18 protein-coding genes are annotated in these 23,633 nt (G+C 58.8%); 5 read left to right on the top strand and 13 right to left on the bottom strand.

Going from position 1 to position 23,633, the window contains the following annotated elements; genetic code table 11:
• The first annotated feature begins 3 nt into the window (after positions 1–3).
• Complete coding sequence (locus INHI_RS0114015) at positions 4–1,146, top strand: alpha-D-ribose 1-methylphosphonate 5-triphosphate diphosphatase (RefSeq protein WP_027248050.1); 1,143 nt, start codon at positions 4–6, stop codon at positions 1,144–1,146.
• Between the two features lie 74 nt (positions 1,147–1,220).
• On the opposite strand, the gene INHI_RS0114010 is transcribed toward INHI_RS0114015, so the two are convergent.
• The 7 genes from INHI_RS0114010 to INHI_RS0113980 form a co-directional block, all read right to left on the bottom strand.
• On the bottom strand, positions 1,221–1,700 hold the full coding sequence (locus INHI_RS0114010) for a class I SAM-dependent methyltransferase (protein ID WP_027248049.1): 480 nt from the start codon (positions 1,698–1,700) through the stop codon (positions 1,221–1,223).
• Positions 1,701–2,459, bottom strand: a complete 759-nt coding sequence (locus INHI_RS0114005; RefSeq protein ID WP_027248048.1) for a polysaccharide deacetylase family protein — start codon at positions 2,457–2,459, stop codon at positions 1,701–1,703. It lies immediately after the preceding gene.
• Positions 2,456–3,598: a glycosyltransferase family protein gene (locus INHI_RS0114000; protein WP_027248047.1), complete on the bottom strand. Its 1,143-nt coding sequence runs from the start codon at positions 3,596–3,598 to the stop codon at positions 2,456–2,458. The genes INHI_RS0114005 and INHI_RS0114000 overlap by 4 nt, the downstream gene beginning before the upstream one ends.
• On the bottom strand, positions 3,595–4,185 hold the full coding sequence (locus INHI_RS0113995; protein WP_027248046.1) for a histidine phosphatase family protein: 591 nt from the start codon (positions 4,183–4,185) through the stop codon (positions 3,595–3,597). The genes INHI_RS0114000 and INHI_RS0113995 overlap by 4 nt, the downstream gene beginning before the upstream one ends.
• Entirely contained in the window at positions 4,185–5,216 is a 1,032-nt protein-coding gene (locus INHI_RS0113990) for a glycosyltransferase family 4 protein (RefSeq protein WP_036767335.1), read from the bottom strand. The genes INHI_RS0113995 and INHI_RS0113990 overlap by 1 nt, the downstream gene beginning before the upstream one ends.
• An 80-nt stretch (positions 5,217–5,296) precedes the next feature.
• A complete protein-coding gene (locus tag INHI_RS0113985; protein ID WP_027248044.1) occupies positions 5,297–6,556 on the bottom strand; it encodes a glycosyltransferase family 4 protein in 1,260 nt (419 codons plus the stop codon).
• Positions 6,553–7,764 (bottom strand): glycosyltransferase family protein, encoded by a 1,212-nt coding sequence (locus INHI_RS0113980; protein ID WP_014873540.1) that lies wholly within the window; start codon positions 7,762–7,764, stop codon positions 6,553–6,555. Before INHI_RS0113980 ends, INHI_RS0113985 begins: the two co-directional genes overlap by 4 nt.
• 442 nt (positions 7,765–8,206) lie before the next feature.
• Between INHI_RS0113980 and INHI_RS0113975 the strand changes: the two genes are divergently transcribed.
• Entirely contained in the window at positions 8,207–10,549 is a 2,343-nt protein-coding gene (locus INHI_RS0113975) for a mechanosensitive ion channel domain-containing protein (RefSeq protein WP_027248043.1), read from the top strand.
• A gap of 4 nt (positions 10,550–10,553) precedes the next feature.
• Here the strand turns inward: INHI_RS0113975 and INHI_RS0113970 are convergent, their stop codons facing one another.
• From INHI_RS0113970 to INHI_RS0113950, 5 genes are read right to left on the bottom strand one after another with little or no spacing between them, the layout of a single operon-like run.
• Positions 10,554–11,930: a CoA transferase gene (locus INHI_RS0113970; protein WP_027248042.1), complete on the bottom strand. Its 1,377-nt coding sequence runs from the start codon at positions 11,928–11,930 to the stop codon at positions 10,554–10,556.
• Positions 11,931–11,967: 37 nt separating this feature from the next.
• On the bottom strand, positions 11,968–13,122 hold the full coding sequence (locus INHI_RS0113965) for an ABC transporter permease (protein WP_027248041.1): 1,155 nt from the start codon (positions 13,120–13,122) through the stop codon (positions 11,968–11,970).
• Positions 13,119–14,147 (bottom strand): ABC transporter permease, encoded by a 1,029-nt coding sequence (locus tag INHI_RS0113960; RefSeq protein WP_014873544.1) that lies wholly within the window; start codon positions 14,145–14,147, stop codon positions 13,119–13,121. The genes INHI_RS0113965 and INHI_RS0113960 overlap by 4 nt, the downstream gene beginning before the upstream one ends.
• A gap of 12 nt (positions 14,148–14,159) precedes the next feature.
• Positions 14,160–16,103, bottom strand: a complete 1,944-nt coding sequence (locus INHI_RS0113955) for an ABC transporter substrate-binding protein (RefSeq protein WP_027248040.1) — start codon at positions 16,101–16,103, stop codon at positions 14,160–14,162.
• On the bottom strand, positions 16,096–17,874 hold the full coding sequence (locus tag INHI_RS0113950) for an ABC transporter ATP-binding protein (protein WP_027248039.1): 1,779 nt from the start codon (positions 17,872–17,874) through the stop codon (positions 16,096–16,098). Before INHI_RS0113950 ends, INHI_RS0113955 begins: the two co-directional genes overlap by 8 nt.
• Before the next feature lie 276 nt (positions 17,875–18,150).
• On the opposite strand from INHI_RS0113950, the gene INHI_RS0113945 reads away from it, so the two are divergent.
• The 3 genes from INHI_RS0113945 (at position 18,151) to INHI_RS0113935 (ending at position 20,186) form a co-directional block, all read left to right on the top strand.
• Positions 18,151–18,660 carry a class I SAM-dependent methyltransferase gene (locus tag INHI_RS0113945; RefSeq protein ID WP_027248038.1) on the top strand — a complete coding sequence of 170 codons (510 nt, stop codon included), beginning with the start codon at positions 18,151–18,153 and terminating at the stop codon, positions 18,658–18,660.
• Positions 18,661–18,771: 111 nt separating this feature from the next.
• Entirely contained in the window at positions 18,772–19,401 is a 630-nt protein-coding gene (locus tag INHI_RS0113940) for a glutathione S-transferase family protein (protein ID WP_027248037.1), read from the top strand.
• Between the two features lie 119 nt (positions 19,402–19,520).
• Positions 19,521–20,186: a TetR/AcrR family transcriptional regulator gene (locus tag INHI_RS0113935; protein WP_014873549.1), complete on the top strand. Its 666-nt coding sequence runs from the start codon at positions 19,521–19,523 to the stop codon at positions 20,184–20,186.
• A 9-nt stretch (positions 20,187–20,195) separates the two neighbouring features.
• On the opposite strand, the gene INHI_RS0113930 is transcribed toward INHI_RS0113935, so the two are convergent.
• Positions 20,196–23,618: an indolepyruvate ferredoxin oxidoreductase family protein gene (locus tag INHI_RS0113930; protein ID WP_027248036.1), complete on the bottom strand. Its 3,423-nt coding sequence runs from the start codon at positions 23,616–23,618 to the stop codon at positions 20,196–20,198.
• Positions 23,619–23,633: the final 15 nt, after the last annotated feature.

Raw genomic sequence — 23,633 nt, 5'->3', positions numbered from 1 at the left:
CAGATGACAGAACCTTTGATCCTTGCCAATGCCACTCTTGTCCTGCCCGGTGAAACCCGCGTTGGTTCCATTGCCCTGACAGATGGGGTGATCACTGACATCGCGGATGGCGCATCCGTTCCCAAGGGGGCTATTGATCTTGGCGGAGATTATCTTTGCCCCGGTCTTGTGGAACTGCACACCGATAATTTGGAACGTCATATCCAACCCCGCCCCAAGGTAGACTGGCCCCACGCAGCAGCGATTATCGCTCATGACGCTGAGCTGGCAGGCACCGGTATCACCACAGTGTTCGATGCTATGCGGGTGGGGTCCATCAAGGCAGCGGAGGCCCGCTACGGCGCATATGCCCGTAGCCTTGCAAGTGAGCTGCTTGAGCTGCGCGATCAGGACGCACTGAAAATTAGTCATTTCCTGCATCTGCGCGCCGAAGTCTGTTCGGAGACGCTTGTGAATGAGCTAAACGAATTTGGAGACGCGGATCGTGTCGGCCTTGTCTCCTTGATGGACCATACGCCGGGGCAGAGGCAATTCCGGGACATGTCGAAACTGGAAGCCTATGTTAAAGGCAAGCACGGCTTTGATGACGGTGGTTTCAAGGCGCATGTTGCCGGGTTGAAACGCATGCGCGACACATACGGTGATCTGCATGAGGTAGAAGCGGTGAAAGCGGCGCGCCGGTTTGGTGCGGTTCTGGCAAGTCATGATGATACAACCGCAGAACAGGTGACGGTGTCCGCTGGTCACGGCATCCATTTGGCCGAATTTCCCACCACGATAGAGGCCGCGCGGGCCTGTCATGACCATGGTATCAAGGTAATGATGGGGGCACCAAACCTGATCCGGGGGGGGTCGCATTCCGGCAATGTCGCGGCCAAAGATCTGGCACAGCTGGAACTCCTCGATGTATTGTCCTCGGACTATGTGCCTGCGGCCTTGCTGCTGGCTGCAGCGCAGCTTGGCGAACTCTGGGGGGATATCGCGCGCGGCCTGGCGACGGTCACCTCGGCCCCGGCGGATGCGGTCAATCTTACGGATCGCGGGCGTATCGAAATTGGTAAGCGGGCGGATCTGATCCGCTTCCGGATGCGGGCGGGCGTTCCAGCGCTGGGTGCGGTTTGGTCACGTGGCAATCGCGTCGCCTGATCCCTAGAAGTAAGATGCCATAAAAAAAATGCCCCGGACTGTTCCGGGGCATTTTTTCAAGCATCGCGGGGTTTTCATCTCACCTGATAGAAAAGGTAGCGTCCAGAAGGTATCCCTTGCGGGCAGTCCAGCTCATCAAAGCCGACGAGGGGCTGGCCAGAGACGATGATCCCTCCATGTGCCATCACAGCCGCAATCGCAGGGGATAGAGCAGCGGCTTCGGCGACGTCTTTTTCTTTCACACCAAAGCCAAGGTCGTAGTGGGCTAATATGATCGGGCTACCTTCCTGCGCCAGCTTGTCTAGCATCGGACGGGCTTCACCTTGCAAGAAATCAGCCTCTGGCGGCACACAGGAGGGGTGGCACTGCAACACCCGGTCAATGACGCGAACCCGCCGGTCCGGCAGTGTTTCGCGCAGGTGGTCATAGGTACGCCCATTGCCCAAACCGATGTCGAGCACATCTCCGGCAAGGTTGCGAACCTGCTCTGCGGCCCAATTCAGCCCATCCCGCTGCGCGGTCAGACGGCGCAGCATGGAATCCAAGCGGCTCATTCAGATAATCCTTTCATCAAATACCCAAGCGCGCCCCGGACCATCCAGCAGGCGGCGCATCACATCCTCGCAAAATCCCCAAGTCGCATCATCCTGCACCAGATGGTGGGTGAGGATGCCATAGGGTTCGGCAACATCGGCTTGCCCCTTACGACGCGCGGCAAGCTGTGTCACCAGCTGTGATAGCAGCAGCGTTGGCGCTACAAGCCCGCATGATCCCTTCCAGTCAATTGGGTCGAGATGGGTGTTGATCTGCCAGAGGCCTGGTGCCGCTTTTGCCCGACGGCGTGGGGTGAAGGTCGACAGGGCGCTGTAGCCCAACCCGGCGAGCCAAGGTTCGACATCGGTATCTATCCGGTTCCAGGGCGGGACAAACATTGGTTGCAGCCGGTCACCCAGTAGGCCACGCAGCCGGGTCAAGGCATTCTCAGCGTCTTCCAGCACATCGTCGATCGGACGGTGGGTGCCAAATTCTGCCTTCTTGTCACCGGCGCTCGCGTGGTTTTCATGCGCCCAGCCATGCACGACAGGCACCAGCGCGTCCACCTGCGCCAATCGGTCCGCAAGGGCGGGTGTTGCATCCCGCGCAATGATCGCAAGATGGGCTGGCAGGGCCAGACGCTCTGACAGCTCAATCAGTCGATCCAGCTGCGGCGTGGGGGCAATAGCGTCGTCGTCGCGCCACCAGATTGGCAGGATCAGCCCATCGTCCTGCCATCGAGAAAGCTCGCGGTCCAAGCTGGTCCAATCCGGTGTCATGCACGCTCCTTTGCCAAGTTGCAGGCAATCTCTACCGTTCGGGCCGCGCCGTCAAACCGGAAGCCATCGGTTGGTCGTGCAGGGGCGGCGATGACGTTGTCCAATGCCGCGCAAAGCGCCTCCGGCGTCAAATCGGCGGCAGACAGGGAGGTGATACCGTGAAGCGGGGTAAGGCTGGCGGCACGCAGAGATTGCTCAACTTCGTTGCCCGCATCAAAGGGAACAATCACCGCAGGCACCCCCGTCTGCAGCAAATCCAGTGCGGTGTTGTAGCCGCACATGCTGACTGAGGCCGCAGCACCATGAAGCATTTGACGAAAATCTGGCCGCGCCGGCTCCAGAATGGCAGCGGTTTCACCGTGCTGTTCTTTCAGGCGCATGATTTCCTCGGCCGCACTGCTACCGCCTACTAGGATGCGCCATCGCAGGGCGGGTCGTAATTTGGCAGCTTTCGCAGCAACCTGATAAAGCGCAGAACCAACACTGCCGCCACCGGCGCTGACAAGGATCTCGCCTTTGCCGACACCCTCAGGATGCGGGGTCGGCGCAGCTGGAGCAACGTAACCGGTGTAGTGAAGCTTCTTCGAGACCTCGGCTGTAACTGGCCATGAGGCCTCCAATCGGGTGGCCTGCGGATCGGAATGAACCAACACGCCGTCGTAGTGTGAGGTCAAAATTGTGGCGGCATCCTGCGCCTTCTTGGGTTTTGAAGGTGGTGCGAGAATGTCGCGTATTGATGCCAGAACGACGGGTGGTTTGGACAGCTTAGTGGCCCGGTCCAAAAGTGCTAGAAACTCGTGCTTTAGGCTGCGCCGACCAAAGGGAAATAACTCGGTGATCAGAATATCGGGTTCGATATCTCGAAGCGTATCGCAGAGCTGCTCAACACGATTGTTCAGATAGGTATCGTCAGCTTGCTCGCCGGTTGGTGTCAGCAATCGGTTAAACGCCACCCCGTCAGAGCGTAGCGGGGGGAGCTGGATTAGATCAACGCCGCTGTGGTCAAGGTGGGGTGCGGAGCCACCGCCCGATACAATGTAGGCCCGATGCCCGGCAGCGGCGAAGGCGCGACCCAGTGTCAGGGCACGGGACAGATGTCCTGTGCCCAACAGATGCGTTACGGCAATCAGAATTTTCATTTCGTATTCCGTTTGCTGAGGCGCACTGGTTCGGCAATGGGCGTGAGAGTGCCATTGCCATCAATCTCCACTACGAACAATCGATTGCGCTTGATCTGAAACGGGGCGGGGCCGTCAAAATTCCAGCCATGGGCCCGCGCGAGGATCATTCGCATGATGCCAATATGGCAGACTGCCACCGTGTCCTCCGTCAGATGCGCAAGCCAAGGGGCGATCCGCTCCCAGACCTCTTGCGGGGTTTCACCACTGGGTGGTCGGTAGTGCCACCCCCAGTTCTCAATATCGCGAAACCCGTTGGCTGGATCGGACTTGAGCTCTTTGCCGTGCTGCCCTTCCCAATCGCCCCAGTTCATTTCAATCAGGGCCGGGCTGGTTTTTGGGGCGCGCCCGGCGACCAGCTCCGCAGTTTCAGCTGCGCGTTTCAGAGGACTGGACCAGAGTGACGCCTGATCCCAAGGTGCGGGTAGGGTCTGCGCGGCGAGTTCGGCGCGCGCAGTGTCGTCCAGCGGGATGTCACTGCGCCCCTGTATACGGCCGGCGCGATTCCAATCGGTGTGGCCGTGGCGCAAGAGAGCAAGCCTGATCATTATGGAATCTCCAGCAGGGGTAAAAGGGTTGACCACAAACGCTGTGCGGCCACCGGTGCGAGGTGCCGGTCTGCGACCCGGCTGCGAACATGCTTCGCCTGTCGGTCGCACAGGGCGGGATCATCAAGCACCTGTGTTAGTGCTTGTGCATACCCTTCGGGCCCGTTGCTCGGTGACGGTGTGAGAGCTGGGAACTCCCAGCTGGTGACCACGTCACGCAGGCCCGGGCGGTCTTGTGCCAGGACGGGTATCCCGTGGGATTGGGCCTCCAGATAGACCATCCCGAATGCCTCGTTGACGCCTGGCCAGACAAAGACAGAGGCCTGCCTGTAGATCACGCCCAAGGCCTCCCGGTCCAGCATTCCCAGAAAGCGAACTGTACTGCCGAAGCGGGACATCACCTGCTCCACCTCAGGTCGGGCGGGGCCGTCACCGACGATATCCAGTTGCCAGGGTTGCGAAACCTGAGCCAGCGCGTCGGCAAGAAGGCGGTAAGATGTGAGTTTGTCACCTTCCCTCATCATACCGACACACAGCATGGGGCCGGAACGATCACTTGGCTCCGGCAACCGGTGATCCGGCAGAAACGGCGGCAGGTGAACCAAGTGCTGATCGCGATACCTATCCCGCAACAATGTCTCGTGGTCCTGCTCTGTCAGATAGAAAATGACAGAGGCTGCGTCCGCCGCGTCATGGGCCGCTTGTGCAAATCGGGACCAAGGGCCCGAAAGGCGTTTCTTGGCTCGTGTCGACTCCACCTGCACATAGGGGATAGCAAACCGACTGGCGACGGTTGGTCCGATCAAATCCGGCGCTTTGTAATAGTTGTGGTAGGTCAGCCAGAGGTCCGGTCGCTCCGCTTTCGGGGTCGCTGCGACTCCGGCGCAGATACGATCGATTTCCTGCGCTGCCTTGGCGCGAAGAATTGCCTGACGCTCTGCATCGCCTGATTTGTCGAAGATCCGCAGTTCGCTGGCCAATGTGACCAACGCACCGGAGCCAGAAAGCAAACCCATAAGGTTTCGCGCCATTTCACGGTCACCTGAGGGTACCGGATGGCGCGGCGATTTCATCGGCGCGTAAAATGCTATAGTTCGGCCTTGGCCGGGCGTCATGTGTTACGCATCATTTGGTGCAGCCGTTCCGACAGGCGCGCGATGCCGGGATCCATTCCGAAATCGCTGCGCAACCGACCCAATGCAGCCTCCGCCATACGAGCCGCCTGTTCGGGATTTCGACTGAGGGTCAGAATGGCTTCAGCCAAGGCTTCAGGCGTGTCCTCGCTGAGCAGGCCATGGGTGCCGCTTTCGATGAACTCCGGGATAGCCGACACCGCCGTGGACAGGATCGGCAGACGTTGGGAGGCGGCTTCCATCAGCACATTAGGCAAACCGTCCCGATCACCATCACGTGCAATACGACTGGGCAGGACGAACAGATCGCAGGCGCGCATGGCGGCGATCACCTCGGGTTGATCGCAGGCTCCGCGCCAAGTGATGCGGTCCGCTACTCCGACGTCCTCGGCGATACCCTGCAACAAATCCCGCATGTCGCCACCGCCAATATGGGTCCAATGCCAGTCCAGTCCGCCGGGCAAAAGCGCCAGCGCACCGATCAGCCGATCAAAGCCTTTCTTTTCGACCAGCCGGCCCACTGACATCAGGTGCAACGGATCGCCCGGTGCGCGCCATTTACGCTGCGGGGGCGAGGGGAACCGTGACAGATCAAGCCCGTGGTAGATCAGATCAACCCGGTCGCTCCGGTCTGCCATGTCCTGCAGATGCTTCGCGCCAAATCCGGTGCAGGTCGCACCAAAGGTGGCTCCTTGGCTCTTGGCGGCCAGTTTCTCCCGCAGTTCCCAATCAGGCGAGGTCCAGATGTCCTTGGCGTGGGCCGAAAAACTCCAGGGCAGGCCGCGCATAATTGCTGCATAGCGCGCGACAGAAGAAGGTGTGTGCAGAAAATGGGCATAAAGACCCAACACCGCATCGGGCATCTCCGCGGCCAGAACGCAGGCCTGACCAAAGCGGCGAATTCGGTTGCGGGTTGGATCGCGACGCAGGTCTTCGCGCCAGATCCGATAGGCCGTCTGATAGCCCGGCATTGCTTGGGCCTGATCCCGTGCAGCCCAAACGCGATCTGGCTCCTGATGCAGATACTCCGGCAGGTAGTGGACCGCCGCAGTCAGCTTCTCATGCAGGGGGTGGCGTTTCACGTCTGTGGGATGGCGCAGAGACCAGATTTCAAACTGGTGGCCTGCGGCTTCCAATGCGACCAACTCTTGCGCAATGAAGGTTTCTGACAGACGTGGCCAGCCTTTTACAACAACGGCGAGGGGCGGGCGGGACGGCTCGGATGGTCCGGTAGTCATTCGGCAGCCTTTCCGCGGGTGCCATGCAGCAGCGCATCGACACGGTCAGTTACGTAGTCCAGCCCGTCCAGCAATCCGTCCGGGATCGCAGCAGAGGGGGGAGGCTGATCGGCAAGTGCGCGAATGGCCCGGATCATTGACTCGGGCGTCCAGCCGTCGCGGCGTTCGTCGAGCATCGCTGTCAATCCAAGCTCTTCTGCGCGGCTGGCCCGAATCCACTGCTCCAGTCGCGGTGTGGTGCGCGGGACGATCACAGCGGGCTTGTCAAAAGACAGCACTTCGCAAAACGTGTTGTAGCCGCCCATACAGACAACACCTTGAGCGCCTGCAAAGAGGGTTTCGATCTCGGATTCGAACCCTACGGCTGTGACCCGACCATCAAGCGCAGCAACGCGAGTCTCGAATTCGGTTCGGGTGTCGCCGGACAGGAAAGGGCCATAGACCAGCATGGCACGCGGTGCCAGGTTCGGATCCCGCTCATAGGCTGTCAGCACAAGATCAACCATCATCGCGCCATCGCCACCACCGCCGGGAGTGATCAGCACATAAGGTTGCTCGGGTGGTGTGCCCAGCTCACCCAAATCGCGCCGGAGATATCCGGTCCAGTGCATCCGTGCCTGCGCCTCCGGACTAAGCGGCAGACCGGCAGTTGGGTCGTAGACGGAGCGGATGCCGTAGACCCAGATTTCATCATAGAATTGTTCGGTGGCGGCAACAGCGTCCTTGCGTGCCCATTCAGTGGCCAGGACCTCCGGCTCATCCAGGACGTCGCGCAGACCGAGGATCAGCTGTGTGTTTCCATTGGACTTAAGTTCGTCAAGGGTTGGCAGCAGTTCGCCGCGAAACCCGGTCGGTTCCTTATCAACGATCAGCACATCAGGGGCATATTGCAGCGCAGTTGAACGGATCAGCCCGGCGCGCAGAGATGTCGTCTCTTCAATCGACATGCCCATAGTGCGTGAGGCATAAGAGCCGTCCGAGCGTTTGATCACGCCGGGCAGTCGCACATGGTCGACCCGGGAGGGAAAGGCAAAACGTCCCGCCACAGGTGAGCCGGTCAGGATCAGAGCCGAGGCTGTCGGATCAGCATGGGTGATTGCACCTGCCAGTGCCCGCGACCGTCGCAGATGGCCCAGCCCGAAGGTATCGTGGCTGTAGAGCATGACACGCGCGCCGCGAAGGGCGCTGGAGGGGGCGTTGGCTGTCATAGCTGGGCCTGCGTCTGGGGGGAGGAAAGGGAGAGAGCGGCACCGGTGTGTCTTAGCGGATCACCGTTGTCGCGGACGATTGGACACATTTGTCCACACCCCGCATCAGCGGCTGTGCGTGTTGGCTCGGCCAGGGTCCGCCTCAGCATAGTGTCGCCTCAGGTTGCTCAGCCTGACACACTACGGGCCAAGGCACAGATCGTTGCTGCGTCCGGCCAAAAACGTGGAAGGCGGCTTAGGGTGCACGTCGGTCCCGTCCCATCCTTGCGTCTCACGCGGTACGCTGAATTTTCTATAACGCGCAGAGGCATAAGTTGCAATCAAGCGCTGCAGGGCGGGAAGAATCCTGGCCTCTTCGTGTACGTAACCGTGCAAAGACTTGATATTTTCGCCATTTTGCGGCCTTGGTGAATGAATGGTTACAAATTCTGAGGTGGTGCGTATGCGGCGACTGGTATCGCAATTTCTTATCTGCTTGATCCTGGCACTCTCCTTTGTGGTCAGTGGCACCTCTGAAACACTGGCGCAGGGCACAAATTCCACCAGCGGAGATGATCTGGCCAAGGCGATCGAGCAGGCGGCAGATAGCGGGGTTGGCGTGATCATCGTGGATGGGCGCGGGCAACTCGTCTCCCCCTCGGATACACCTGCCGACGGCACTCCGGTTCCGGCAACGGATCAGATGGACGGCGCCTCAGCACTGATGAAGGCACAATCCGAGGTCGAGCAATTCGGCGCTGCCTTGGAAAGTCGCCTTGAAGCGATGCCTTATTCGATATTCGAAGTGCAATACATTCTGCGGCAGACCAGCCCGGACGGTCGCATCATCACCTATGTGAAGGTGCTTGGCTGGAGCCTATTGCTATTGTTCATCGGGCGTTGGGTCTCGGTGGAGATCTACGGCAAACGGATTGCCAAGAAGCATGTGGTGGCACGGATCAAGGAGAATCCCGAGGGCTATCAGGACAAAATGCCATTTCTGGTGTTTCGCTTTCTCATGGGGGTGGTCGGGACCATTGTGGCCATGGCTTTCGCGCTGTTGACGTCCTACCTGATCTTCGGATCGTCCGGTAATTCATCGGTGAAATTCACCGTTACCGCCATCTACACTGCCTTCTTCCTGTCCAGATCGGTCTCGGATTTGTGGCGAATGGTGCTGTCGCCCTACCTGAGCCAATACCGTATTCCCGTTTTTTCGGACCGGGATGCACGTCGCCTCTACGTCTGGGCCTCAGTGCTGGCGACCTACGATATCTGTTCGGTGCTGTTTGCAACCTGGGTCGGGGATTTCGGTCTGAACTATAACGTCTATGCGCTTGTTTACGGCGTGCTGGCGCTGGTGGGCACTGTGGGTAACCTTTTGATGGTGGTGATCAACGCCCGCGCGATCTCCAATGCAATCCGCGCAGGTCGCCCGCCCGAGGCGTGCTCATGGCTGGTCCGGCTTCTGTCTGTCGTCTGGGCGCCGGTTCTGGTGATCTATATCATCTTTGGCTGGCTGGAATTGGCCTTTGATCTGGTGCTTGAGCGCGATATGTCGCTGCCGTTGATGGCCGGGAGCTACTCGGTTCTGACCTCAATCCTCGTGGTCTACGGTATCATCAACTATGTGATCGAGCGCTTTTTCAATCGGTCGCAGCGACGGGTTCTGGTCGAGAGCGGCCCCATCAGCGACGAGGATGACGCCGACTATGAGGGCGATGAGGCTGAAATCGCGCCAAAGCCGCGGCATCCGATCGCCACTTTTGAAGATCTCGCGCGCCGGATTGCGGGTATTCTGGCGTTCACTGTCGGCTTCTTCGCCATGGTTGCCATATGGAACCCCGAGGCCGCGTGGATGGAGAACTCCCGACTGGACCGGATGAGTGATATCATCGTGATCCTGTTTATAGGCTATATCGTCTATCATATCGCCCGGATCTGGATCGACAGCAAGATTGACGAAGAGGTTGGCGATATGCCCGTCGGTGAGTTGGGCGATGAAGGTGGGGCCGGTGGAGCCAGCCGGCTTGCTACTCTGCTGCCTTTGTTTCGGGGGGCCATTCTAGCCGTCGTCGTGGTGTCCATCATCCTGATCGTTCTGCTGGAACTGGGGATCAACGTCAGCCCGCTCTTTGCCGGTGCGGGTGTTGTTGGTCTGGCCGTGGGCTTCGGTTCACAAACGCTGGTGCGGGATATCTTTTCAGGTGCGTTTTTTCTGGTCGATGACGCCTTCCGAAAAGGCGAATATATCGATATCGGCGATGTCAAAGGCACGGTTGAACGTATTTCCGTCCGCTCGTTTCAATTGCGGCATCATCTGGGGGCCCTGCACACCATTCCCTTCGGGGAAATCCGCGTGCTGACCAATTATTCCCGTGATTGGGTCATGATGAAGCTCCCATTGCGAGTGACCTATGACACTGATGTCGAGAAGGTTCGCAAGCTGATCAAGAAACTGGGACAGGAGTTGCTGGATGATCCGGTGATCGGCGACACATTCATTCAGCCTCTGAAGTCGCAGGGCGTGATCGAAATGCAGGATTCGGCGATGATCATCCGGGTCAAATTCATGACCAAACCTGGTGACCAATGGCTCGTGCGCAAGAAAGTGTTTCAGGAAATTCGCGACCTTTTCGCCCAAGAAGGCATCAAATTTGCCCATCGCGAGGTCACCGTGCGTTTGGCGGAGGATCAGGCAGATCAGGCGCCGAAGGAGAAGCGCGATCTGGCAGTCGGAGCGGTTCAGGCCGCTATTGATGAGGATCTGATGGATGTGAACGATGGCGGAGGAGATGACCGGTAACGTCTCATCCGGGCCAGTTCGGTGCAGCGGTGCCCGAGGCTGTTGCTGGCTGATCCCAGCGCATCGTGGTCTTGCCGACCTTTAGCGGCGGAAGCAGCCGGAGCCCCGGCCCCCAACGCGTTTGCTCAATATGGTTGGAGTAATCCGCATCAAGCGCGCCCATGAGCGGGACGGCAGGGGAACTGTCGTCACCGTGATGCTCTGTCAGAGTCGCAAGAGCATGAGCGGTGCGGGCTAGGGATAGGCGGGCATCCCCAACGGGGTCGCCTTGGCTGGCCTTGGTCAGAGCATTCAACACAGCAGCAGCCATCAGATAACCGGTGGCATGATCCAACGCCTGAACGGGGAGTGGTACGGGTTTGGCCGCAGTATCAGGCGTGATCTGGCCACCCGCGGCCCAATGTCGTCCGCGCTCTGCGATGCCGCTGCTCATCTGCACAAGGCTGTCAAAGCCTCTGCGTATGGCCCACGGGCCGCTCCAGCCATAGGCATTCAGGCGCACATCAATCAGGTTCGGTGCCAGCTTTCGCAGTTTTGGACCGTCGTATCCCAGTCCCTCAAGCGCGCCAGGGCGAAAACCATGCACCAGCACGTCAGCTTTTGCCAGCAGGGCTTCGAACTGGTCACGCCCATGATCAGAACGCAGGTCCAGTGATGACATCTGTTTCCCCAGTGAAATATCCTGAAGAACACCGGGTTCATCCCATCCCGGCGGGTCTATCCGCAGAACCGTTGCACCAAATGCGGCCAGGGTTCGCGTGGCCACGGGGCCTGCCAGCACGCGGGTGAGGTCCAGCACCCGAAGCCCTGACAGAGGTCGCTCCAATGTGGCTGACGGCCGCTCCCGCATGTGAATTGGACGGGCGTTGGTCCACGCGATCAGTGGCTCCGATGCGACAGCCTGGCCCTGCGGGTGGGCTTGCCACTCTGCGGCGCTGCGCATGGCAGCTGCGACGCCGCCTGCGGCAACAATCGCCTGTTCCAGCGCATCGCCCGGCTGCTGTGCAACTGCATAGCGAACGGCTTCCGGCTCCGGGTTGCAGCCCAGCACATTCAGCGCAGCAGCACGATGATGGGGCAGGTTGGTATGAAGACGGATCCACCCATCTTCAGTGCGATAGTCACCTGCCAGAGGATCCCAGAGGTTGGGCATCTCCCAGCCCTGAGGTCGAAAACTGTAGCGAAACCAAAGCGCGGCACGGCGTTGATCTAGGGTGATTGGTAGCGCTTGTGCGGACAGATTTGTGGCCTTCATCAGCTCTGCAAGGGCGACCCCGACCGCGGCCAGAGAACGGTTGGCCAACTCCGCAACGGCGTAACAGCTTGGCCAGTGATCGCCGGGGATCACGCGAAACATGTTATGGCTGGGAAAATCGCGCATGGCCGCCTCCTCTTGCTGGTCGTTAAACTGACGTGGCTTATTGCTGATAAGGATCCAGACTGTCGCGCAGCCCATCCCCAAGGAAGTTGAACGCCAGCACAACAACGATGATTGGCAGCATCGGAATAGCGGTCCAGGGATAGATCTCGATCGAGGCTAGGTTCTGTGCATCATTCAGCATCACACCCCAGCTTACCGCAGGCGCGCGTAGACCAAGGCCGAGGAACGACAGGGCCGTTTCACCCAGGATCATCGCTGGGATTGATAGCGCGGCTGAAGCAATCAGATGCGACATGAAATTCGGCAATAGGTGCTTGCGAATGACCCGTCCCGATGACGCACCCATCATTTCGGCTGCGCGGACGTATTCCTCTTCCCGCAAAGACAGGAATTTTGCCCTGACAGAGCGTGCAAGGCCGGGCCAATCAAGAATTCCGAGGATAATCGAGATGACAAAAAACACCGCGACTGGCGACCAGTTGGAGGGCACAGCGGCCGAGAGCGCCAGCCACAATGGCAGCTCTGGCAGGGACCGCAGGATTTCGATCATGCGGTTGATCATCCAGTCCAATTTGCCACCGAAATATCCGGCCAGAGAGCCAAAGAATATGCCCAGAATAAATGATACGGTGATACCGATCAGACCCACCGTGAGGGAGAGCTGTGCGCCATAGAGAATGCGGCTAAAGACATCACGGCCCAAGCGGTCGGATCCCCAGATGAAGAGGGTCGCCCCCTCGGGCGCGCAGAAGAGATGTGTGTTGGAGGGGATCAGCCCGGCAATCTTGTAAGTCGCGCCCTCGCAGAAATACCGTAGCGATTGTGGGTTCTCCAGATCGGGTTTGAATACCCACTGGAAGGTTTCGAGGTCCGCCTCAGAGGTCATCGGGTAGATAAATGGCGCGCGAAGACTGCCTTCGTGAAAGAGGTTGACGGACTGCGGAGGCGAATAGATATGCTCGCTGTCGCGTTCATTCGGCCCATATGGCGCAATGAATCCAATGACCGGAAGCAGTAGATAGCAGACCAGCAGGAAGACACCGGAGGTGAGGCCCAGCTTATGCGTTTTGAACTTTCGCCAGATCAGAACCCAATTGGGGGCATCCAGATCCTTGCGCTCCAGCTCTTGCAGTGCTGCATCGGGATCATAGGGGGTGGTGTCGACATAGTGATTGTCGGGCTGTGTGCTCATCGCTTGCGCTCCTCATAGCGGATGCGTGGATCCAGCATGACAAGCAACACATCGGAAATCATGGTCCCGATCAGCGTCAGTAGCGCCACAAACATCAAAACAAATCCGCTAAGGAACATATCCTGTGTCTTAAGCGCAGTCAGCAGGGTTGGGCCGATGGTCTGCAGGCCCAAGACCACAGAGACCAGAACGGAGCCAGAGATCATCGCGGGCAGCAGGTTGCCGATATCCGCGACAAAGGGGTTAAACGCCACGCGCAGGGGGTATTTGGTCAGCATACGGGCAGGCGCCATTCCCTTGGCTATGGCGGTTTCGACATAGGGTTTTCCCAATTCATCCAGCATATTGGCGCGCAACCGCTGCATCATCGCCGATGCACCGGAGGTGCCAATCACGAAGGTTGGCACAATCAGGTGGATCAGAATGGATTTCACTTTCGCCCAGGTCATTGGCTCCCCCTCAAAGGCGGGATCCATCAATCCGCCAATCGGCAGGTCGAAATATTTGTGACCATAATAGAAAAGGATAAGTGCCAGCAGGAAGTTCGGTGTTGCGAGCCCAAGGTAGCCCACGAAGGCGGAGGTGTAGTCGACCCAAGTGCGCGATCGGGCGGCTGCCAGAACGCCCAACGGAAGCGCCACAAGATAGACAAACAACACCGCCGCAACATTGACCAGAACCGTGAGCCAGAGACTCTCACCAACGATTTCCGCGACAGGTCTATCAAATTCAAAAGACCAGCCGAAGTTGCCCTGTATCATACCAGAAAACCCATGAGGGCCAGGCATGAACCCCATCCAGATCATGTATTGCTGCCAGAGTGGGCGATCCAGCGCATATTCCTTTCGCAGAAATTCAGCCTTTTCGACCCCAGAGGACTGACCCGAGGCGCGCAGCTCTGCGATTTGGTTGGACAGGTAGTCACCGGGAGGCAGGTTAATGATGATGAAAACCAGCACAGACACCACCAGCAGCGTCAGCAACATAGTTCCAAACCGGTAGATGGCGTAACGTAGGATCTCCATTAATGCGGTTCCTCAGCCCTTGCCATCTTCGAAGAAGAACTCATCCGGGCGGTAGATGCCGAAATGGGCGCCGGGATCCCATGCCCAGATCCCTTTTTGCGGTACATTGCGCAGCCGGTTGCTGACCACAACCGGCTGCGGTGCCGCAGCGACGAGGCCTATAGCATAGACCTCATCAGCGTGGATTTTCAGCATTTCCTGCCAAACGCGTGTTCGCTCTTCATCGGTCTTGGCCGCTTCCCAGTCGTGCCAGAGTGCCATCAGCTTTTGCGCGGGTTCGAGGTCGGGAGCTTCGCCAACGTCACCACCGGTCTGATGGTACTGGCCCCATTTTGGCCAGGACAGAAACACCTGATCCGTTGGCGCCAGATAAGCAGGCGAGGTGTAGGTCTGGGGCAGGCCATTGTCCCACCCAAACCAGACCGACGCCATGGTAGTGCCGGAAAACACCCGGTTGCGTAGGATGTCGCGATCAAGCGGGCGCATCACCAGTTTAACACCGACATCGCGCCAATCGTCTGAGATGATCTGTAGGGCGTTTTCAACCTCTTGCCGCTCCCCGGCGGTTTCCACAACCAGTTCCATTGGTCTGCCATCGGGGAGTTTGCGAATGCCATAGCCGTCGCGCTCGGTTAGACCGGCCTCATCCAGAAGCTGATTGGCCAGTTCGGGATCATATTGTGCCCAAGCTTCGCGGAGGGCGGGATCAAAGAAGGGGCTGGCCTCCAGAACCGTCATTGCACCGGGTTTGGCCAGCTTGAAATAGAGTGCCTTATTGATACCTGCGCGGTTGATGGCCACGGATAATGCGCGGCGGACACGGGTGTCGCGCAGCACTTGGCGCCACTGGCCGTCGTTGACGTTGAGATTGGGATAGATGGCGATTTGCGACGCAGTGCCATTGCCCCAGAGGTAGGTCTTGTAGTTGGCGCCGTCAGTTTCGCCTTTGCGCAGGATTGGAATGTCGCGAAAGCCAAGGCCGCGGGCCTGGAGATCTGCCTCACCGGCGTTGGTCTTGGCGGCGACCAGCCCGCCTGCCACGATTTCCATCTCGACAGTGTCGATGTAGGGCAACTGAACACCGTTGCTGTCGAGACGATGGTAATAGGGATTACGGACAAAGAGATGTCGGATCTTCTTGCCCGAAGTGGCGTTGATCCAAGGCTGAAGTGTCGGCAATTCATGATTGTCGAACTTATACATATTGTCGAGCTTGTTATGCAGCGCAGCCCAGCTCTTGACCCGGGCGTAGTCGACCTCTTCGGCAAGTTTTTCAGGGTCCGCATAATCTGCGTGAAACTGTTTCAGATAGGCGGACGGGCGATAGATGAAGGGTGGGCTGGCTTGCGCAAGGCTGTGCAGGAAGCTGGGGTTGGGTGCGGCCCACTCGTAGATCACCGTTGTCTCGTCAGGGAAGCTAACGGTCGGTAGGGCGTCATCTACCTTCAGATAGTCTGGTGCGCCTGTGGGATTGAGCAGCAGATTATTTGCGACGTCTTTCCACCAATACTCAAAATCGGCTGAGGTGAATGGGTCTCCATTCGACCAGTGATGGCCAGGCCGCAGTTTCAGGGTGAAACGTCGATTGTCCTCAACCTCGAAGCCTAACAGTATATCGGGCTGCAGCTGGTAGCTTTCGTCATAGCCCGCCAGTCGGGCATAACCATAGACGACCATCTGCCGGATGTCCTTGGACCGAGTCACCATCGTGTTAAGGGTGCCTCCCTGAATGCCGGGCTCCCGCCCCTTGGCCTCCAGATCGACAACCAGTGGCACCTGAGGCAGCCGTTCGGCGATCGGTGGCAGGTCGCCGGATTTGACTTCCTGCTCCCAAAATCCGCTTTCGACCAATTCAGCAGGATTGGCGATAGCAGAGGATGCTATGGCTAGGGGCAGAACATGGGCCAAAAACGCGCCGGTTGTGAGGGTCTTCAGGGATTGGCGCAGATTAAACATGACATCGTACCTTATGTCCGGGTTCCACGTGCACCAATGGCGGGGCAGTGATGCCAGAGAATTTGAAGCGATCTGGCCAGCTGTCGGGTGATCCGGCACCCTGTGCGACCAGTTTGAGGTTGATCGGACGCTCGATGCTTGGCTCAGGTTGGGCGGCAATCAGTGCCTTCGTGTAGGGGTGCTGCGGGTTATAAAACAGCGTTTCAGGCGGTGCCTGTTCCACCACCATACCACGACGCATCACGGCCACCTCGTCTGCAATGCGGGCCACAACAGCGAGGTCGTGACTGATAAAGAGATAGGACAGCTGCTGTTGGTCGCGGATATCTTCCAACAGGCGTAGAATCTGCTCCTGTACCGAGACGTCCAACGCGGACGTCGGCTCATCGCAGACAATCAGCGACGGATCCAGCATCAGTGCACGTGCAATAGACAGTCGTTGCCGCTGACCACCGGAGAATGCATGAGGATATCGCAGCAACATCTCGGGCTGCAGCCCCACCAGTCGCAACATTTCAGCGGCGCGGTCCCGGCGACTGCTGCGGTTGCCCAGACCGTGGATCTCCATCGGCTCTGTCATGGCATCCTGAACCCGCATGCGCGGCGAAAGGGATGAATAGGGGTCCTGAAACACCATCTGAGCAGCTTTTTGAAAGGCCGTCCGACTGCTGCGGTTCATATCATGAACGGCAATCGGTGTCGCATTCTCTGCGGACCGGAACAATACTTCGCCACCCGGATCTGGTATTTCGGCCCCCAAAGCAATGCGCGCAGCAGTGGTCTTTCCAGAGCCGCTTTCGCCAACAATCGCCAGTGTTTTGCCCCGTGGCAATGCCAGGTTCAGCTCCTTGCAGGCGTGAACAAGCGCCGGGGCAGACCAGCCTTTGCCCGCGCGCAACGCATAGGTTTTGGAGACGTTTCGCAATTCAAGGATCAGGTCATCGCTCGGCACCGGGGTGACAGGCTCAGGTGTCTCAGGGATTTGCGGCGCCGCTTTGAACAGAGCCTGAGTGTAGGGGTGCGCGGGCGCGCCAAGAACGGCTTCCGCACTGCCGGCCTCCATCACCCCGCCTTTGTGCATGACAACGACCTGCTCGGCCATATTGGCGACCACGCCCAGATCATGCGTTACCAGGATCATGGCCATGCCTGTGTCGCGCTGCAGATCCTTCATCAATCCGAGGACCTGCGCCTGTGTTGTCACATCCAGCGCCGTAGTCGGCTCATCCGCGATCAGCAAATCAGGTTTGGCAACCATCGCCATGGCAATCATCGCCCGCTGGCGCATCCCGCCGGACAGTTCAAACGGGTAGGATTTGTAGGTGCGTTCGGGATCGGCGAAGCCCACACGTTCAAAACAGGTCAGAACCTCCCGCTTGGCTGCACTCTCGCTTTTGCCACCATGCAGCCAAAGGACTTCGGCAACCTGATTGCCAATCCGGTGCAGCGGTGAGAGCGAGCGCATGGGTTCCTGAAAGATCATCGCGATCTCATTGCCGCGAATATCGCGCATCTGCCGCTCGCCAAGGAGGCGCAGGTCCCGCTCTCCAGCTCCATTGGCCCCGCGCCATAGCATCCGGCCGTGCCGGATCTGCGCGGCTTTCGGCAGGATGCGCAGAACGGCGCGGCAGGTCACGGTTTTGCCAGAGCCGCTTTCACCGACGAGGGCAACGGTTTCTCCGGCAGCGACGGAAAAATTCACGTCCCGCACAACCGGGTCGCCCTGGCCAAATCCGATACTGAGGTTTTCGACAGACAGCAGAGGCGTCATTTAGCCTAAGCCACCAAGCCGTTGAGGCGCTTGCATCGCGGTTCCATATCCCCTGTTTTTTCGCCCACTGTCGCGCGGCACTGGGGCAATAGTCAAATCCCATTTCAATCCGCTAAAGATCGATGTCGAAAATTTGAGCGTATGAGAGGTGCCAGATCTCGTGCCGTAACGCCCGGATACCTATCCATAGGATGCTACACATTCGCGACAATCTCTGGCACAGCTGTCGCAGCAGGCAGCCTTCTGGCGCCAATTTTTACCCAAGGGGAGAATGCCATGAGCGAGCAGACCACAACCACCCGTCTGGATCTCTTTATCGACCGGATGGTGTCCCAACGGGCCTGCTTGGATGCAGCAATCACGCAGACGGCGGGCAGGAACGAACCGGTTTTCGAACTGGGCTTGGGCAACGGGCGCACCTTTCATCACATGCGGGAGCGTATCCGAGACCGAGATGTCTATGTATTTGAACGGGCGGTAGCATCACACCCGGACAGCACCCCGGCGGAGCATTTGACCATTCTCGGCGACGTCCGCGAGACTCTGCCTGCAGCGCGTTCCCAGTTTCCTGCGGGCGCCAGCCTGATCCACGCGGATCTGGGCGGACACGACCGTGAAAAGAACGATGCCTTTGCAAGAATGATTTCACCATTGATCGAACCGCTGTTGGCAATCAATGGATTGATGGTCTCCTCTGACCGGATGTATTTCGGCGCGCTGGAAGAGCAGCCGTTGCCGGAGGAGGCCGTGCCGGGGCGCTGTTTCATCTACCGCCGAACTGCCTGACAGTCTTCGCCTTGCGGTACAGTTTTTCGCGACGTGGGGTTTTGCTGACCTCATCACAAACTGCCGCCCTAGGCTGATCCGGGACTATAGGAGCTGGCGAGAGGTGACAGGATGATATTTTACGACTGCAGCACTGCACCCAATCCGAGACGGGCGCGGATGTTCATCGCGGAAAAAGGTCTGGACATCGAAACGCGGGACATTTCCATCGCCAAAGGCGAGCAGATGTCGGAGGAATTCCGCACCATCAATCCGCAGGCAACGCTGCCGGTTCTGGCGACCGACGACGGGCTGACCCTGACTGAGAACCTCGGGATTGCAGCCTATCTGGAAGCGTTGCACCCTGAGCCTCCCTTGATGGGACGCACACCTGAGGAAAAGGGGCAGGTCCTGATGTGGCACGCGATCGTCGAGGCGCAGGGGGGTCTGCCCATCGCCGAGGCATTACGCAACAGCCACCCGGCCTTTGCCCATCGGGCCATTCCCGGCCCGGAGAACCATGCGCAGATCCCTGAGTTGGCGGAGCGCGGCCTTGCCCGAACGCATAAGTTCTTTGATCTGTTGGAGGCGCGATTGCAGCAAAACACCTTTGTTGCCCTGGATCATCTGACCCTTGCCGATATCGCTGCATTTGTTTTTGTCGATTTTGCGCGGGTTATCAAAATGCGTATCCCTGAGGGGAGCATCGCCACCCGTGCATGGCATGATCGGATCGCGGCGCGACCCAGTGCTCGACTGTAGACATTGTTGGGGTGGGCGTCTGCCGCATGGATGGACAGCGGTCACAAACAGCGGCAAGTTGAGGACATCTCCTGCGGCTTCTCTGCCGCGTTCTATATCCAACAACTCAGAGGTCTGACATGGCAGATAAACCCGTTCTGCACCGTGACGATCCAGATGCCGCTCCGCTGGTTGGCAACATCAAGGTTACCCGTGCTGATTGGCTGAATGTTGCCATGGATGTTCTCATCACCGATGGGGTCGAACAGGTGAAGGTGCTGGCCCTGGCCGAGCGGATGGGTGTCTCACGCTCCTCGTTTTACTGGTACTTTAAGTCGCGACAGGATCTGCTCGACGCACTGCTGACCAGTTGGGAGCAGACCAATACGATCGGCATGATCGGGCAGGCCGAGGCAGAGGCTGAAACCATTGCGGCGGCTGTGCTGAATGTGTTTCGCTGCACCGCCAATCCGCAGTTGTTCAATACGGCGTTGGATTTCGCGGTGCGCGACTGGGCGCGCAGATCCGGTCACGTGCGCAATATTCTGGATATGTCTGACGCCCGGCGGATCGATGCGCTGACGGCAATGTTCCGGCGCTATGACTACGCGGAACGCGACGCGGAGACGCGGGCCAAGGTGCTCTACTATATGCAGCTAGGATACGATATGGCGGGCCTTAACGAGCCCTATGACCAGCGGCTCAGTATGACAGGGGCCTATTTGGAAGTGTTCACAGGGCAAGCGGCCAGCCCCGAAGAACTGGCCGAATTTGCTGACTATGCCAGAGAATTCTGGCGCCCTTGACGGCTGATATCAAAGCGTCTCCAGCCGGGCGCTGACTTCGGCTTTGACCTTCTCAGCCGCTGCCATCCTCACTGGACCATAGCCCCGGATATCCATCGGGGCGCTGAGCACTTTCAGCCAGCCGTCATGATGCTCGTGTGAATAGTGCTCAGCGGTGCGGGTGATGATGGTCTGATACCACGCCAGCAAGTCGCGGTGCAGACGCGCCTCTTCGTGGCGCCCAAATGGATTCCAGCGGCTGCCACGCATACGGCGACCTTTGGCGAGAAGGCGCAGGGCGGGGCGCATCCATGCACCAAATTGTATTTTCTGAGGGCGCCCACGCGCATCGCTCTTCCGGCTGAGAAGTGGCGGTGCGAGGTGATAATTCACCCGGAAGTCGCCATCGAACTCGGCCTCAAGCTGATGTTTGAAACTGTCATCGCTCAGCAGGCGGGCCACCTCAAATTCATCCTTGTAGGCCATCAGCTTGAATAGAGATCGCGCGGCGGCGGTCACTAGCGCGTCTGACCCTTTTGAAGGGAGCGCATTGCGCAGCACCTCCAGCAGCGCGGTATAGGACTGTGCATAGGCGACGTCTTGATATCCAGTCAGGAAGGTGGCGCGCCGGTCAATCAGTTCTGCCAGCGTTTCCTCTGGAGCGTCCGCTTCATGATACAGGTCGGATAGCCGGGCAGGGTCATGCGCAAAGGCGCGCCCGATTGCGAAAGCCAAGCGGTTCTTCTCGATTGCGACCCCGTTGAGCACAATTGCCTGATCCAGCGCGCCGAGGCTCACCGGCACTAACCCGTTCTGCCAGGCAAAACCAAGCATCATGACATTGGCCAGAACAGCATCGCCGAGCAAGGTTTCAGCGGCCTCGTTTGCGTTGAACCCCGACAGGTTGTCCGCGCCGATGACATCTGCAATGGATGTCTCACGCAGATTGGCCATCAGGTCTGCATCTCGACGTAGGACCAGATCGCCTGTCGGCATTTCGGCGCGGTTCAGTACCATCTTTGTACCGTCGCGATAATGGGCCGATGCCTTTGGGGCGGAGCTGACGACCACATCACAGCCGATGACTGCGTCTGCGGCACTTTGGTCGATGCGCACCTGATGCAGGGCCTCCGGTGTATTGGACAGCCGGATATAGCCCAGCACTGTGCCAAACTTCTGTGCAAAGCCGGTGAAATCCAGCACGCTCGCGCCTTTGCCCTCCAGATGTGCTGCCATGGTGATCAGCGCCCCTACGGTGACCACACCGGTGCCTCCAACGCCTGTCACGAGAAGATCGAACGGCTCTTTCAGTGACGGCAGAGCCGGGGACGGCAGATCTGCCGTCAAGGCCGAGGCATCCAGTGCAGCGACCTCCTTCTTGCGTCGTGTCGCGCCCTCTACGGTCACAAAACTGGGGCAGAAGCCGTTCAGGCAAGAGAAGTCCTTGTTGCAGCTGGAGAGGTTGATCTTACGTTTGCGACCAAAGGGGGTTTCTTTTGGCTCAACGCTGAGACAGTTGGATTCCACAGAGCAATCGCCGCAGCCCTCGCAGACCAGGTCATTGATGAAGGCAAATCGCTTGGGATCCTCCATCGTGCCGCGTTTGCGGCGGCGGCGCTTTTCGGTGGCGCAGGTCTGCTCGTAGATCAGGACAGTCACGCCCGGGATCTCGCGTAGTTCACGCTGGACGCTGTCCAAATCGCTGCGATCATGAAAACTGGTGCCTGCCGGGAACTCTGATTTGGAAAACTTCTCAATGTCGTCCGACACCAATGCGATCCGGTCAACGCCTTCGGCGCGGCAGGTCTGGGCGATGCCTGAGACACTCACAGGGCCATCTACCGGCTGACCGCCCGTCATCGCAACTGCGTCATTATAGAGAATCTTGTAGGTAATATTCGTGTCGGCCGCGACAGCCTGACGAATGGCCAACGAACCAGAGTGATACCATGTCCCCTCACCAAGATTCTGAAACACATGTTTGCCGCCGTTGAATTTGGAGGCGACTGTCCAAGGTACACCTTCGCCGCCCATCTGGGCATAGCCGGCGGTATCGCGGTCCATCCAGCTTGCCATGACGTGGCAGCCGATACCGGAATTCGCCTTGCTGCCCTCGGGCAATTTGGTCGAGGTGTTGTGAGGGCAGCCCGAGCAGAAATAGGGCGTGCGGGTGGCGCCTGGCACATTCAGCAACCGGGGCGGTTGCGCAGTTAGGGCATTCGCCCGATCCAGCAGGTTTTCCTCCGGGAAAAACCGGTTCAGTCGTTCTGCAACAATCGGCACCAAAGTCAGAGGGGACAGTTCACCGGTCCAAGGGATCAGCGGGTTGCCCTGGCTGTCATGTTTGCCAACCATCCGCTCCGGTTTGTCGCCCGGCCAGTCGTAGAAGTATTCCTTGAATTGGCTTTCAATAATGCCGCGCTTTTCCTCGACGACCAGCACCTCCTGTTTGCCCTTCACAAAGCGCAGCGCCTCTGTTCGAGCAAGCGGCCAGACCATACCAACCTTGTAGATATCGATGCCCAAACGCTTACAGGCGGCCTGATCAAGACCGAGCAACCGCAGCGCTTCCATCAGGTCGAGGTGACCCTTGCCCGTGGTCACAAACCCGAATTTCGCCTTTGGCAGGTCATAGATCCGGGTATCGATCGGGTTGGCCTCGGCAAAGGCCCGTACCGCACGCAGTTTGGCGTGGATCCGGGTTTCGATCTCGGGAGAGGGGAGATCGGAACGGCGGATATGCAGCCCCCCAGGGTAATCCGGAAGCTCTGGGTAGGTGAAACTGCGATCCGGGCGCAGTTCGACCGAACGGGCGCTCTCTACGGTTTCTGAGACGGCCTTAAACCCGACCCACGTACCGGAGTAGCGCGAAAGGGCAAAACCATATTCGCCGAATTGCAGAAACTCAGAGACATCTGCAGGGTTCAGAACCGGCATGAACCACGACATGAAGGCCACGTCGGATTGATGGGGCATGGAGGAACTGACACAGCCATGGTCATCGCCCGCAACCACCAGAACGCCACCCTTCTCTGATGAGCCATAAGCGTTGCCGTGTTTCAGCGCATCGCCGGACCGGTCGACACCCGGTCCCTTGCCATACCACATCGAAAACACGCCCTCGACCTCGCAATGTGGGTCGAGAATGGCTTGCTGCGCGCCCAGAACAGCCGTTGCGCCCAGGTCTTCGTTGACTGCCGGCATGAAAGTAATGTTGTGGGCGTCCATGCGTTTTCGGCTGCGCCAGAATTCCAGATCGACCCCACCCAGCGGTGAGCCACGGTACCCTGAGACAAAACCCGCCGTGTTCAGTCCCGCAGACCTGTCGCGCCGGGCCTGATCCAACATGACCCGGGCGAGCGCCTGTGTGCCGGTTAGGAAAACGCGGCCTTTGGTATAATCATATCGGTCATCCAGCTGGTAGCTGCGGAAATCATGGCTGAGCTGGGTCATGGGGACATCCCTTGC

The sequence above is a fragment of the Phaeobacter inhibens DSM 16374 genome, assembly GCF_000473105.1.
Classification (GTDB): domain Bacteria; phylum Pseudomonadota; class Alphaproteobacteria; order Rhodobacterales; family Rhodobacteraceae; genus Phaeobacter; species Phaeobacter inhibens.
The sequence above is the reverse complement of the archived record's forward strand: the minus strand, read 5'-3'. Positions and strand labels throughout refer to the sequence as shown.

What these genes read in the sequence shown, in the direction of transcription:
- INHI_RS0113930 (WP_027248036.1), bottom strand. Translation starts at nt 23,618, where the DNA reads ATGACCCAGCTCAGCCATGATTTCCGCAGCTACCAGCTGGATGACCGA.
- INHI_RS0113965 (WP_027248041.1), bottom strand. Translation starts at nt 13,122, where the DNA reads ATGAGCACACAGCCCGACAATCACTATGTCGACACCACCCCCTATGAT.
- INHI_RS0113955 (WP_027248040.1), bottom strand. Translation starts at nt 16,103, where the DNA reads ATGTTTAATCTGCGCCAATCCCTGAAGACCCTCACAACCGGCGCGTTT.
- INHI_RS0113990 (WP_036767335.1), bottom strand. Translation starts at nt 5,216, where the DNA reads ATGGCGCGAAACCTTATGGGTTTGCTTTCTGGCTCCGGTGCGTTGGTC.
- INHI_RS0113975 (WP_027248043.1), top strand. Translation starts at nt 8,207, where the DNA reads ATGCGGCGACTGGTATCGCAATTTCTTATCTGCTTGATCCTGGCACTC.
- INHI_RS0113945 (WP_027248038.1), top strand. Translation starts at nt 18,151, where the DNA reads ATGAGCGAGCAGACCACAACCACCCGTCTGGATCTCTTTATCGACCGG.
- INHI_RS0113940 (WP_027248037.1), top strand. Translation starts at nt 18,772, where the DNA reads ATGATATTTTACGACTGCAGCACTGCACCCAATCCGAGACGGGCGCGG.
- INHI_RS0114010 (WP_027248049.1), bottom strand. Translation starts at nt 1,700, where the DNA reads ATGAGCCGCTTGGATTCCATGCTGCGCCGTCTGACCGCGCAGCGGGAT.
- INHI_RS0113980 (WP_014873540.1), bottom strand. Translation starts at nt 7,764, where the DNA reads ATGACAGCCAACGCCCCCTCCAGCGCCCTTCGCGGCGCGCGTGTCATG.
- INHI_RS0113985 (WP_027248044.1), bottom strand. Translation starts at nt 6,556, where the DNA reads ATGACTACCGGACCATCCGAGCCGTCCCGCCCGCCCCTCGCCGTTGTT.
- INHI_RS0114015 (WP_027248050.1), top strand. Translation starts at nt 4, where the DNA reads ATGACAGAACCTTTGATCCTTGCCAATGCCACTCTTGTCCTGCCCGGT.
- INHI_RS0114005 (WP_027248048.1), bottom strand. Translation starts at nt 2,459, where the DNA reads ATGACACCGGATTGGACCAGCTTGGACCGCGAGCTTTCTCGATGGCAG.
- INHI_RS0113995 (WP_027248046.1), bottom strand. Translation starts at nt 4,185, where the DNA reads ATGATCAGGCTTGCTCTCTTGCGCCACGGCCACACCGATTGGAATCGC.
- INHI_RS0114000 (WP_027248047.1), bottom strand. Translation starts at nt 3,598, where the DNA reads ATGAAAATTCTGATTGCCGTAACGCATCTGTTGGGCACAGGACATCTG.
- INHI_RS0113950 (WP_027248039.1), bottom strand. Translation starts at nt 17,874, where the DNA reads ATGACGCCTCTGCTGTCTGTCGAAAACCTCAGTATCGGATTTGGCCAG.
- INHI_RS0113970 (WP_027248042.1), bottom strand. Translation starts at nt 11,930, where the DNA reads ATGCGCGATTTTCCCAGCCATAACATGTTTCGCGTGATCCCCGGCGAT.
- INHI_RS0113935 (WP_014873549.1), top strand. Translation starts at nt 19,521, where the DNA reads ATGGCAGATAAACCCGTTCTGCACCGTGACGATCCAGATGCCGCTCCG.
- INHI_RS0113960 (WP_014873544.1), bottom strand. Translation starts at nt 14,147, where the DNA reads ATGGAGATCCTACGTTACGCCATCTACCGGTTTGGAACTATGTTGCTG.